A 12,642-nucleotide genomic window follows, 5' to 3' on the forward strand; every position below is an offset into this window, starting at 1 on the left:
TGAACCGATGGCAGACACGATGCATTCCCACAGCGGGGCCCAGCCCGCCGACCCCTGGATCGCCCCGGTCGCAGGGGGTCCGCTGCGCGGTGACGTCGCGCTGCCCGGGTCGAAGTCGCTGACGAACCGGGAGCTCGTGCTCGCGGCCCTCGCGGACGGCCCCTCGACGATCCGGCTCCCGCTGCACTCCCGTGACTCGGCGCTGATGATCGCGGGCCTCCGTGCGCTCGGCGTCGGCATCGAGGAGCTCGAGCCGGCGGCCGGCACCGCCCCGAACCCCTACGGTCCGGACCTCCGGATCACGCCCGCCCCGATGCACGGCGACGTCCGCCTGGACTGCGGGCTGGCCGGCACCGTGATGCGCTTCCTGCCACCGCTCGCCGCCCTGGCCGTCGGGCCCGTCACGGTCGACGGCGACCCCTACGCCCGCAAGCGGCCGATGCACGCCATCGTGCAGGGACTCGTGGACCTCGGTGTCGACGTCACGGACGACGGCGGCGGGTCGATGCCGTTCTCGTTCACCGGCACCGGCTCGGTCCGCGGTGGGGCCCTGACGATCGACGCGTCGGCGTCCTCGCAGTTCGTCTCCGGGCTGCTGCTGTCGGCGCCCCGCTTCGACGAGGGCCTGCACCTCACCCACGTGGGCGAACGCCTGCCGAGCATGCCGCACATCGAGATGACCGTCGCGACGCTCCGCGCCCGCGGCGTCCGGGTCGACGAGCCGTCGGTCGGCGAGTGGGTCGTGCACCCCGGCCCGATCGGCGCGCGTGACGTCACGATCGAGCCCGACCTGTCGAACGCGGCGCCGTTCGCCGTCGCCGCGCTCGTCGCCGGCGGCACGGTGCGCATCCGCACCTGGCCCACCGAGACGACGCAGGTCGGTGCCGACCTCGAGACGCTCCTGCCCCTGTGGGGGGCGAGCGTGGTCCGTGACGGTGACGACCTGGTCGTCGACGGCGGCGTCGGGATCCGGGGTGGGGCCTCCTTGCCGGGTCTCGAACTCGACCTGAGCCGCGGCGGCGAACTGGCCCCGGCGCTCGTCGCGCTGGCCGCGCTGGCGGACGGCCCGAGCGAGATCACCGGGATCGGCCACCTGCGGGGGCACGAAACGGACCGCCTGGCCGCGCTGGCGGCGGACCTCAACCGGTCTGGAGGCGCGGTGCACGAACTCGACGACGGCCTGCGGATCGAGCCGGCGCCGCTCCACGGCAGCGCCTGGGGCGCGTACGACGACCACCGGATGGCGACCGCCGGGGCGATCGTGGGCCTCGTCGTCGACGGCGTCGCCGTCGACGACATCGGGTCGACCGCGAAGACGCTGCCGCAGTTCCCGGAGCTGTGGGCGGCGCTCGTGGCGTCCTCGGTGGCCGCGGCACCGGTGAGTGGGGACTGACGCATGAGCTGGTGGGACGACACCGACGGTGACGACTCCGACGCGGACGAGCCGTACGGGCAGTACGACGAGTCGAGCGTGCGGGTGCGGCCGAACCCGAAGGGCAACCGGCCGCGCACGAAGACCCGGCCGACGTACGACGACGCCCCCGTGGGGTGGGTGACGAACGTCGACCGCGGGCGGTTCGGCGTGCTGATCGACGACCACGTCATCACGGCGACGAAGGCCCGCGAGCTCGGCAAGAAGTCCGTCGTCACCGGCGACCACGTGTCGCTCGTCGGGGACGTCTCGGGCGACCCCGGGTCGCTGGCACGAATCGTGAAGGTCGCCGAACGCACCACACTGCTGCGACGGAGCGCCGACGACTCCGACGAGGTCGAGCGCGTCATCGTGGCGAACGCCGACCAGATGCTCATCGTGGTGGCCGCCGCCGACCCCGAGCCGCGCACCCGCCTGATCGACCGGTACCTGGTGGCCGCGTTCGACGCCGGCCTCGACCCGATCCTCTGCATCACGAAGACCGACCTCGCCGACCCCGCTGCGTTCCTGGCGCACTTCGCGTGCCTCTCCTTACGGATCGTGACGAGCCGCTCGGACGACGTCCCGTTCGAGGCGCTGCACGAGCTGCTCGACGACAAGGTGACCGTGACCGTCGGGCACTCCGGTGTGGGCAAGTCGACCCTGGTGAACGCCCTGACCGGGTCGACGCGCGCGATCGGCGTCGTGAACTCGGTGACCGGTCGGGGGCGGCACACGTCGTCGTCGTCGATCGCGCTGCGGGTCCGCGACGGCGGGTGGATCATCGACACGCCCGGTGTGCGGTCGTTCGGCCTCGGGCACGTCGACCCCGCGAACGTCTTCCGGGCGTTCGCGTCGCACGCCGTGCCGGTGCTGCCCGCGCGGGACGGCATCCCGCTGGCGCAGGCGCACGACTGGGAGATCGTCGACCGGGTGCAGGACGGGGAGCTGGGGCCGACCGGTGTCGAGCGGCTCGACTCGTTCCGGGCGCTGCTGACCGGGATGGGCGCGTCCGACCCCGGTTCCGAGTAGCGCGCGGTGCGGTGATGCCGGCCGGTCGGCGGCCGGTCGGCGGCTGGTCGGCGGCTGGTCGCAACACCCCGCGGTGCGTGCGGCGAGTGGTCACGAACTGTCGGCTGGGGGTGCGGCAACCGACAGTTCGTGACCACTCGAGCGTCGGCGCGCGGTGAGTCGTGACCACTCCGGTTCCCGCGCAACCTCGCACCGGACGGCGCCTCGGCACCGGGCCGCCGTCGACAAGCACGCATCGGGGTTGTACAGTTGCGGTCGTGTCTGAAGTTGCAAAGTACAACTTTGCGCCGACCCCCGCTGTCGACGCCCCGTCCCCGAGCACGACGACGACGTCGCACGCGCACCACTCCCCCACCCACAAGTCCCCCCGGCCCACGAAGCCGCAGCGCTCCGACAGCGTCGTGCGCCCCGCCGGCCTCGGTCGCGTGCTGCTGACCTTCGCCTCGCACATCCTCGTGCCGCTGTTCCTGGCCGCCGGCATGGGCCTGGCGTACCTCGGCGCGTTCCACGCCCCGGCACCGCAGGAACTGCCCGTCGGCATCGTCGGTCAGGGCGCGGCCACCCAGGTGTTCGCCCAGACCGTGACCGACCAGTCCGACGGGGCCCTCGTGGCCCACGTCGTCGGCTCGACGAAGGCGGCCGAGCAGCAGGTGCGCGACCGCGACCTCGCCGCGGTGTACGCGCCGACGGCGACGGGTGCCACGCTCTACGTCTCGACCGCCGCGTCGGAGACGACCGCGAGCGCCGCGCAGAAGGTGTTCCTGCCGATCGCCTACGACCAGCACGTGCCGTTCCGGGTCGTCGACGTCGTGCCCACGGGCGACCAGGACACCACCGGCCAAGGGCTGTTCTTCCTGCTCGTCGCCCTGAGCGTCGGCGGGTACGCGTCCGCGATCGCCGTGGCCTCGGTCGCGACGAAGCTCCGTGCCGTGTGGACCGCGGTCATCGGGCTCGCCACCGCGGGGGTAGTCGCCGGCATCGGCGTGATCGTCGCCGGACCGATCTACGGCGTCATCACCACCCACCACTGGCAGGTGTTCCTGTTCGCCTGGCTCTACGACGCGATCATCGTCGCGCTCGGCGTCGGGCTGCACCCCGTGCTCGGACGGTGGACCACCCCGATCCTCACGATGCTGTTCGTGATGCTGAACTTCACGTCGTCCGGCGGGATCTTCCAGCCGGCCTTCCAGCCCGGGTTCTTCGCCGCCCTGCACACCTTCTGGAGCGGTGCCGCGTGGCTGCAGGCCGCACAGGACCTGCAGTACTTCCCGGACGCCTCGCTCGGCCGGTCGTCGCTCGTGCTCGCCCTCTGGCTGGCCGCCGCGCTCCTGCTCTGCGTCGTCGTGCACGGGCTCGTCGCCCGCCGGACCCGCATCGCCCGCGAGCGCGAGGCCACCCGGCTCGAGGAAGAAGAGGTCGTCGCCGCGTAGCGACGGTAGGTTGGGCGACGTGGACCTCAGCGCCGACCTGGACTTCGCCCGCTCCCTCGCCGACACCGCCGACGCGATCAGCCTCGAGCGCTTCCGTGCCGCCGACCTGCACGTGACGAAGAAGGCCGACAGCACGCACGTCACCGACGCCGACCAGGCCGTCGAACGGGCCCTGCGCGCGCGACTCGCCGCCGAGCGACCGGACGACGCGTTCCTCGGCGAGGAGACGACGGCGGACACCGGGGCCGAGGCCGTCAGCGAAGGGCACCGCCAGTGGGTGGTCGACCCGATCGACGGCACCGCCAACTACCTGCGTGGTGTGCCGGTGTGGGCGACCCTCATCGCACTCGCGGTCGACGGCCGCCCGGTGCTCGGCGTCGTCAGCGCTCCCGCCCTCGGCAAGCGCTGGTGGGCGGCCGAGGGCTCCGGCGCGTTCTCGCTGGACGGGCCGCTCCGGGTCTCCGGGGTGTCCGAGCTCGCCGACGCGAGCCTCAGCTACAACAGCATCCAGCAGTGGGACGACGACGACCGCCTCGAGCCGCTCGTCGACCTGTCGCGCCGGGTCTGGCGAACCCGGGCCTACGGCGACATGTGGTCGTACATGATGGTGGCCGAGGGCGTCCTCGACGTCGCCGGCGAACCGGACCTGAAGCCGTGGGACATCGCGGCCCTCGTCCCCATCGTGGAAGAGGCCGGCGGCCGCTTCACCTCGCTCGACGGTGACCCCGGGCCGTGGCACGGCAGCGCCCTCGCCTCGAACGGCCTGGTCCACGACGCCGTCGTCGAGGTCATCCGCCGCGACGCCTGAGCACGGTCGGCGGGCGATCAGCCGCGCTCGGCGGGACCCGACGCCTCGGTCTGCTCGGCGGACCCCGCAGCCGAGCTGGAGTGCTCGGACTCACCGTCGGAACGCCGCGCCGCGCGCCGACGCGCCACCAGGTCCGCACCGGCCAGCACCAGCGCCAGCGCCATCAGCGACACCGTGAACGTCGTGCCACTGCGGAACGCGTCGTGGTACGCGTCGAGACGCCCGCCCGACCCGCCGGATCCCGACCCCGCCGCCTCGCTCCGCACGATGCCGTAGAAGATGCTCGTCGCGACCGCGGTGCCGATCGCGGTGCCGACACGCTGTCCGAGCTGCTGCATCGAACCCGCCACCCCGGACTGTTCGACCGGGATCTCGGCCAGGGTCAGGGTCTGGTTCGGCGACACCACGAACCCGCCACCCAGTCCGCCCACCAGGAACGCACCGGCCATCGCCCACGGGGTGACCTCCGGAGGGGTGGCGACGGCGGCGACCATGAGCAGCAGGAAGCCGACGACGACCATCCCGAGCCCGGCGACGACCAGCGCCCGCCCGACCCGGTCGACGATCCGTCCGCCGATGTAGGAACCCACGGCACTCGTCGCGGCGAAGGGGATGCTCACCATGCCGGCGAACAGCGGTGCGAGCCCGAGGCCCTCCTGCAGGTACAGCGTCACCATGAGGAACGACGCCGGCAGGGCCGCGAAGTAGACGGCGACGATCGACAGCCCGTTGCGGTACGACGACAGCCGGAACAGCTCGAAGTGCACCACGGGCGACTTGCCCTGCCGCTTGAACCGCTGCTCCCAGAGCACGAACAGCACGAGGAACACCGCGAAGCCGACGAGCCAGAACCAGCGGGTCGCGGAACCACCGCCGCCGCTGGTCAGCACGAACGGCAGCATCAGGGTGATGATGGCGGCACCGAGCAGCAGGATGCCGACGACGTCCAGTTCGCGGTCCTGCGCCTTCCCCTGGGCACCTCTCGGCAGCAGGCGGACGGCGAAGAGCAGTGCGGCGATCCCGAGGGGCACGTTCATCCAGAACAGCAGCCGCCAGCCGGACTCCTCGCCGCCGATCGCGATGAGGCCACCGCCGATGGTCGGCCCGAGGGCGGTGGAGATGCCGATCATCGCCCCGAACAGTCCGAACGCGCGGCCCCGCTCCGGCCCGCGGAACAGCTGCTGCACGAGTCCGATGACCTGGGGCATCTGGATCCCGGCGGCGAAGCCCTGCAGGATCCGGGTGACGATCAGGACCTGGATGTTCGGTGCGACCGCGCACAGCAGGCTCGATCCGGTGAACGCGCTGAGCCCCACGATGAACATGACGCGCCGGCTCTTCAGGTCCCCGAGCCGACCCGCGGGCACGAGGGCGAGGCCGAACGCCAGCGCGTACCCCGCCACGATGAGCTGGAGCGACGAGCTGGTGGCCCCGAGCGACTGCTCGATCGAGGGCAGCCCGACGTTCACCTTGGACAGGTCGAGGATCGTCAGGGCCGCGACCGCCACGCACACGGCGAAGGCACGCCACCGGGTGCGGTCATCGAGGCGGGCGTCGGTCGGTTCGGCGTTGGACATCCCGTCCGTGCTACACCTGCGACGACGAACGAGGTCCGGACAGACCTGTACCCCGGTTCCGTCCGGCGGACCCGGATCGGGGTGCAGAGGGCGGGTGTCACACCCCCTCGTGGCCCCCCGTACTGGGGGCACCGTTCTGGACATCTGCTCGCCGGAGTCCGCTCGGCGGGCCGGTACCTGAGTTATCGTGCTCCAGACGGCAGGTCACGTGATGCTCTCGGATTCCCTAGATCCGGACGGCGGAACAGACCGGTCGTGTTCGTCCGAAGACCCTAACCCGAGGGGTGATACAGACGATGACATCATCGTTCCCGAGCGGAACCGAGTGCACCCACACTCGTCGACCGCATCCAATCCACGACAGTTCCGGCGCGCGCTCAGTCGCCGCCGCTCGTCCGCACTCCGCCACGGTCACCCGCCGTGCAGCAGTCCGGTCCGCCTCCGTGCGCCCCGTCGCAGCGACCCCCGTGTTCGCCGACGCCCTCCTCGCAGCATCCACCTCCGGACCCGGAGGCCGGTGAGTCATGGCACTCACCGGTCGACGTCTCGAGGTCGACCGGATCGCGACCCTCGCAGTGCTCCCACGGGAGTCCGCGATGGTCGTGGTCGGCGACCCTGGTTCCGGACGCAGCAGCGTCCTCGACGCGGTCTCGAACCGCGTTTCCCTCCCCGTCGTCCGGGTCGGTGTCAACGGGAGTGAATCCCGCTGGCCACTGGCCGGGGTGACCTCCCTGTTCACCGCGCTCGACGACCCCCGAGCGACCGCGCACATCGCCCACCTGCTGCAGGCAGGCGGGACCGCGGCCGCCGTGACGGCCGGGCTGGCGGCGGCGCACGACTTCCTCGACGCCGTGCACGCCCTGACCCTCCCGCCGACGCTCGTCCTCATCGACGACCTCGACCGGATGGACACGGAGAGCCAGGAACTCATCGCGTTCCTCGCCGGACGACTCGCGGGCACCGCCCTGCGCGTCGTGGCGACGGTCCGCTCGGTGCCGTCGGACGGTCCGCTCGCGGCCCTGCCGACCCTGCGCATCGAACCGCTGCCGTCGGACGAGGCCCTGGTCCTCGCCCGGGCCATGGCACCGGCCGAGGCGAACGACGGCGTCCTCGCCGTCCTCGCCGAGGAGACCGGTGGCAACCCCGGCGCGCTCCGCGAACAGCTCGCGGTGCTCACCCGGGAGCAACTCACCGGTGCGGAGCCGATCGTGCTCCCGCTCCGACCCACTCCGATGACCGAGGCCATCGCGGCACTCGCACTCGGGCCCGCCGCGGGACGCGATCTGGACGTCCTCGCGAAGCTCGCCCTGGTGCCCGTCGCGAAGACCACGGCGTGGGACCGGGACGAGCTGGACGACCTGGTCGGGGCCGGTCTCGCGACCGTCCGCGGACAGAGCGTCACCGTCCGGCACCCGCTGGTCCGTTCCGCGCTCTACTGGCGGATGCCCGCCCGTGACCGTCGTGCGGCACACGCCGAGCTGGCCACGGCGAGCGCGGAGAGCGACCCGCGGTCGGCCGCGTGGCACCGGAGCTTCGTCGACGACGTCCCCGACGTGGTCGCACTGCTCCAGGCTGCACGGTCGTACGTCGTGGACGGCAACGTGCACGCTGCGATCGCGCTGACCGAGCGTGCCCTGCACGTCGGTGGCGGGACCGAGGACGAGCACGTCGCGCTCCTCGGGGTCGCGGAGGCCATGCTCGGCAAGCGCTTGCTCGGCTTCGCCGCGCGGTACCTCGCGGCGCTCCGTCCGTTCCGGACGACGCCGGACGAGGTCCGCCGGCTCCGGCTGCAGTACTCGGCCGAGTACCTCAGCGGTGACGCCGTGCACGCGGACGAGCTGCTCGTCCCCGTCGACGCGACCGACCCGGCGGAGGTGGACGCCGTCGCCGGTCTGATGGCCATGGTGGCGTGCTTCCGTGCCGAGGCGTGGGAGCTCGACCAGGCGAAGGATCTGCTGCACCGGATCGAACCGCTCGAGGGGTCGGCGTCCGCGCACACCCTCGAGATCGCGACGACCGCGCGGGAGCTCATCGCTGCCGTGGACGGCGTGCTGCCGCCCGACACGGAGCTGCACGACGGGCTCGCGACGTCGGAGCTCGTGGCGATGTCCGACCCGGCCCTGCTGCTGCTCGCCCACGCGCTGAGCATCGGCGAGCGCTACCGGAGCGCGCGACGGGTGTTCGCACTCGTGCTCGCCCGGGGGCAGGAGACCGCAGCGGTGTGGACCGAGGCGGCGCGCTACCTGACGGCCGAGAACGAGGTGCGCTCCGGCAACTTCCGGCAGGCGCTCCGCGCGATCGACGTGTGGGAGTCCGGTTCGTCCGTCGCCGAGCGGTTGCGTGAGCCCTCCCGGGCGATCGCCGTCGCGTGGCGGCACTTCGCCGAGGGCCGTTCCGCCGAGGCGCTCGACGTCGTGGACCGGTGCCTCGAGCACCGTTCGACGAGTCGGCTCTGGGGTGCGACGGCGAAGCTGCACGCGCTCCGCGGCAAGGTCCTGCTGCTCGACGGCCGCCTCGACGAGGCAGCCACCGCGCTCGAGGCCGCCGACGCCATCGGTCGGTCGCTCCGGAACCCCGCGGTGCTCCGGCACCTCGGTGACCTGGTCGAGGCGTACGTGCGTCTCGGACGGATCGACGACGCGCGGGCGATCACGGCCCGTCTGGCGGCGGACCACCATGCCCGTCCCGGGCGCTGGGGTGCCCTCGTGCTGGCGCGGAGCCTCGCGCTCGTCGCCGACGACACCACCCGCGAGACGGCTCGTCGCCGTGCGCTGGAGCTGTTCCAGCCGCACGACTCGCAGTACGAGCGGGCTCGCACGTTCGCGGCGCTGGCCGCGGTCGGCAACCCGGCTGAGCGTCCGCGCCTCGGTGCGGCGGCGGCGGCGGCGTACGAGGCGGCCGGCCTGCGTCGACCGCTGGTGACGCCGGCGCCGGCTGCGGCGATGCCGCAGTTCGGCACGGGCTCGTCGTCGATCCGGTCCGCACCGGTGCTCTCGCCGGCGTTCCCGGGGACGCCGCGCAGCGCCCCCGACGCGTCGGCGGTGCTCACGTCGCTGACCGCCGAGGAGCGTGCGGTGGTGCAGAAGGTCACCGAGGGCTACCGCAACCGCGAGATCGCCTCGTCGCTGTTCATGTCGCAGCGCACGGTGGAGCTGCGGCTCACGCAGATCTACCGCAAGGTCGGCGCGCGGTCGCGATCGCACCTGGTCGCGCTCCTCACGTAGGAGACGCACCACAGGACGGAGGGGAGGCCCGGTACCAGCTGGTACCGGGCCTCCCGTCCGTCGTCCCTCGCTTGGTGCGCCGGCGGTTGCGGGAGTCCGCACGCGACCGCAGCGCGGTGTGCCCCCGCACGCGGGGAACCGCAAGAGCGTCCGACGGGTGTTGCCGTGTGGTCGGCGGCGGGTGAGGCTTCTCCTGCACCGACCGCCGTGCCCCTCCCCCGGGGGCCAGCCCGCGGTACCTCGTCCGGTACCCGAACCCCTCGGCCCAACGACACCGACGTCCGTCCTCGCCTGATCCGAGGACGGGCGTCGGTTCCCGGGCCGGGAGGCCCCGGACGCGCGGCAGACCCGACGGCGGTCGGTGCCGCACCAGTCCCACCTCCCCGTTCCACCCACCCTCGTTCCCCCGAAGGGACAGCCGATGTGCGGCATCATCGCGGCCCGCGTGTCTGACGACGCGACCCCCTACCTGCTCGACGGACTCGAACGACTCGAGTACCGCGGGTACGACTCCGCCGGCATCGCCGTCCGGACGGCCGCCGGCCGCACCGAGACGATCCGCTCGGTCTCCCGCGTCGGCGACCTGCGCACCCTCGTCGCTGCACGCTCCGGTGACGCGCTCACCGGCGTCGGCATCGGCCACACCCGCTGGGCCACGCACGGTGCCGTGCGTGAGGCGAACGCGCACCCGCACGCCGACTGCACCGGCCGGATCTCGATCGTGCACAACGGCATCATCGAGAACGCGGACCGGCTGCGGCAGACGCTCGAGGCGCAGGGCCACCGCTTCCGGTCCGACGTCGACTCCGAGGTCATCGCGCACCTGGTCGAGCGGGCCCTCGCGGTCGACCCGGACCTGATGCTCGCGGTGCAGATCGCGACGGCGCAGCTCGAGGGCTCCTGGGCGATCGTGGTCCTGGACGCCCGGGACGGCCGCATGGTCGTGGCGGCGGACCGTTCGCCGCTCGTCGTCGCCCGCTCCGGCCGTGGTGACTTCGTGGCGAGCGACATCGGCGCGATCGCCGAGTGGTGCGAGACGTTCGTGGCGCTGCGCGACGGCGACGTCGTCGAGCTCGGTGAGGCCTGGACGTGGTCGTCCGACGGCATCACGGTGCCCGTGCCGTTCCCCACGCCGTCCCCGTTCGCCGCCGCCGCGCTCGACCTCGGCGACCACACCGACCACATGGCGAAGGAGATCGACGAGCAGGCCGACGTCGTCGCCACGATCCTGGACCGGGTGGCCCGGCGCACCGCCGACGGCAGCATGTGGGTGGGTCTCGGCCTGGCCGGCTTCCACCGGCTGGCGATCGTCGCCTGCGGCACGTCGTTGAACGCCGGTCAGGTGATCGCGACCGCACTGCGCGGGATCGGCGGGGTGCCGACCGACATCGTCGTCGCGAGCGAGGCCGAACAGGCCGTGCTCGGTCCGGGCACCCTGGTCGTCGCGATCAGCCAGTCCGGTGAGACCGCGGACGTGCTCCGCGCCCTGGACCGGTTCGAGGACCGCCACCCGGTGCTCGCACTGACGAACAACATGCACTCCTCGCTCGCCCGACGGGCCGACGCCGTGCTCGACTGCCACGCCGGCCCGGAGATCGGGGTCGCCGCCACGAAGACGTTCACGGCGCAGGTCGTCGTCGGCGTCGCGGCGATGATCTCCGCGATGGTGGCCTCCGGCCGCATCGAACCGTCACGCGCGCAGGTGCTCGTCGACGAGCTGCTCGACCTGCCGGCCCGGATCGAGCACGCTGCGCGGGTGTCCGCCGAGCGGATGCCGCTGCTGGTGTCGAGCGTCAAGGAGGCGACGGGCTTCCTCTTCCTCGGCCGCGGCGCCGGGTTGCCGTACGCCGCCGAGGGCGCCCTGAAGCTCAAGGAGCTCAGCTACCGTTGGGCCGAGGCGTACCCCGCCGGCGAACTCAAGCACGGGCCGCTCGCGCTGGTGGACGACGGCACCCCGGTGGTCGTCATCGACCACGGCGAGCCGAAGATCCAGTCGGCGATCGCCGAGGTCCGGGCCCGCGGTGGCTTCGTCATCACGATCGGCGGCGAGACCGCGGACATCCCCGCGCTCGGCCGCCGTGGCACCGGCGACCTGGCCTGGGGCGCGATGACCGCGCCCTGGGGGCCGCTCGAGGCCGTCGTGCCGCTGCAGATGCTCGCGCGGGAACTGGCCCTGCAGCTCGGGTGCGACGTCGACAAACCCCGGAACCTCGCGAAGTCGGTGACGGTCGAATAGCCGGGCGCCGACGCGTGAACCGTCTGACGGTGTTCCTCGCCGTCCTCACCGCCCTGGCGATCACCGGCACCGTGGTCCTGGTCACGGTGGTGCTGACGACGCCCGTGCTCCCCTGACGCCGATCCCGCAGGGTCTTCCTGGGCGGGGCTGCGATGCTGGTCCCTTGACCACAGCAGCCCCGCCCCTCGTCTTCGTCGCGCTCCTCGTCGGCGCCGTCCTGCCGTTCGTGCCGTTCGTCGGCCGGGTGGCCCGCATCGCGGCGACCATCGCGCACGAGGTCGGTCACGCGATCGTCGTCGTGCCGTTCGGCGGGCGGATCCAGCGGATCGAGCTGCACCCGGACGGGTCCGGCGAGGCCTGGGTCCAGCTCGGCCGGGTGCCCGGCGGTGTCCGGTGGCTCGTCCGGATCCTGAACCTGTACGCCGGCTACAGCGCACCCCTGTGGGCGGGGGTGCTCCTGGTGACGGGGGTGCTGCACGGCGCACGGTGGCTGCCCGTGGTGGTGCTCGCGGTCATCGGGCTCGTCGCGCTGGCGTTCGTCCGGAACTGGTTCGGCCTGCTCGTCGTGCTCGGCTTCGACGCGCTCGCCCTGTGGGTGGCCGTGCGCCCGTCCGAGACGACCGTCCTGGTGGTCGCCGCCGTCGGGGCCTTCTTCGTCGTCGACGGCCTGCGCTCGGTGGTGCAGGTCGGGCGCTGGCTGGTCACCGGCGCCCGGGTGCAGACCGACTTCCACATCGCCGCAGCCGAGATGCGGGTGCCGGCGTCCCTGTGGTTCGTGCTGTTCGTCGCCGTGAACGCCGTCGCGGTGTGGCTGGCGCGCGAGCCGCTGCTCCAGGTCTGGGACACCGTCGTCACCGGGGTCGGCGCGCTCGTCTGAGGCTGCGCTCGCGTAACCGGGGGCCGCAATCGCCTGTCCGCGCCGAG

At 72.8% G+C, this 12,642-nt stretch carries 8 protein-coding genes; 7 read left to right on the forward strand and 1 reads right to left on the reverse strand.

Translation table 11 applies throughout. The annotated features are described in order from the left end of the window. Nucleotides 1-7: 7 nt before the first annotated feature. From aroA to hisN, 4 genes are all read left to right on the forward strand, one after another. Entirely contained in the window at nt 8-1,393 is a 1,386-nt protein-coding gene (gene aroA / locus DEJ30_RS03485) for a 3-phosphoshikimate 1-carboxyvinyltransferase (protein ID WP_110859062.1), read from the forward strand. Between the two features lie 3 nt (nt 1,394-1,396). Next, entirely contained in the window at nt 1,397-2,443 is a 1,047-nt protein-coding gene (gene rsgA / locus DEJ30_RS03490; RefSeq protein ID WP_110859063.1) for a ribosome small subunit-dependent GTPase A, read from the forward strand. A 257-nt stretch (nt 2,444-2,700) separates the two neighbouring features. Continuing rightward, complete coding sequence (locus DEJ30_RS03495) at nt 2,701-3,873, forward strand: hypothetical protein (protein ID WP_146238487.1); 1,173 nt, start codon at nt 2,701-2,703, stop codon at nt 3,871-3,873. A 19-nt stretch (nt 3,874-3,892) separates the two neighbouring features. After that, nucleotides 3,893-4,681 carry a histidinol-phosphatase gene (gene hisN / locus DEJ30_RS03500; RefSeq protein WP_110859065.1) on the forward strand — a complete coding sequence of 263 codons (789 nt, stop codon included), beginning with the start codon at nt 3,893-3,895 and terminating at the stop codon, nt 4,679-4,681. A 17-nt stretch (nt 4,682-4,698) separates the two neighbouring features. Here hisN and DEJ30_RS03505 read toward each other — a convergent pair whose 3' ends face one another. Beyond that, a complete protein-coding gene (locus DEJ30_RS03505; protein ID WP_110859066.1) occupies nt 4,699-6,258 on the reverse strand; it encodes an MFS transporter in 1,560 nt (519 codons plus the stop codon). 524 nt (nt 6,259-6,782) lie between these two features. Between DEJ30_RS03505 and DEJ30_RS18595 the strand changes: the two genes are divergently transcribed. The 3 genes from DEJ30_RS18595 to DEJ30_RS03520 all read left to right on the forward strand — a co-directional run bounded on the left by DEJ30_RS18595 (nt 6,783) and on the right by DEJ30_RS03520 (nt 12,595). Beyond that, nucleotides 6,783-9,482 (forward strand): LuxR family transcriptional regulator, encoded by a 2,700-nt coding sequence (locus DEJ30_RS18595; RefSeq protein ID WP_110859067.1) that lies wholly within the window; start codon nt 6,783-6,785, stop codon nt 9,480-9,482. A gap of 421 nt (nt 9,483-9,903) precedes the next feature. After that, a complete protein-coding gene (gene glmS, locus DEJ30_RS03515; RefSeq protein ID WP_110859068.1) occupies nt 9,904-11,718 on the forward strand; it encodes a glutamine--fructose-6-phosphate transaminase (isomerizing) in 1,815 nt (604 codons plus the stop codon). A 163-nt stretch (nt 11,719-11,881) separates the two neighbouring features. Then, complete coding sequence (locus DEJ30_RS03520) at nt 11,882-12,595, forward strand: M50 family metallopeptidase (protein WP_181419986.1); 714 nt, start codon at nt 11,882-11,884, stop codon at nt 12,593-12,595. Nucleotides 12,596-12,642: the final 47 nt, after the last annotated feature.

It is taken from the genome of Curtobacterium sp. MCPF17_003 (assembly GCF_003224385.1).
Lineage (GTDB): Bacteria > Actinomycetota > Actinomycetes > Actinomycetales > Microbacteriaceae > Curtobacterium > Curtobacterium flaccumfaciens.

Bases quoted from the DNA above. Each gene is read 5' to 3' on its own strand.
- DEJ30_RS03505 (WP_110859066.1), bottom strand. From the start codon at position 6,258: ATGTCCAACGCCGAACCGACCGACGCCCGCCTCGATGACCGCACCCGG.
- DEJ30_RS18595 (WP_110859067.1), top strand. From the start codon at position 6,783: ATGGCACTCACCGGTCGACGTCTCGAGGTCGACCGGATCGCGACCCTC.
- rsgA (WP_110859063.1), top strand. From the start codon at position 1,397: ATGAGCTGGTGGGACGACACCGACGGTGACGACTCCGACGCGGACGAG.
- aroA (WP_110859062.1), top strand. From the start codon at position 8: ATGGCAGACACGATGCATTCCCACAGCGGGGCCCAGCCCGCCGACCCC.
- glmS (WP_110859068.1), top strand. From the start codon at position 9,904: ATGTGCGGCATCATCGCGGCCCGCGTGTCTGACGACGCGACCCCCTAC.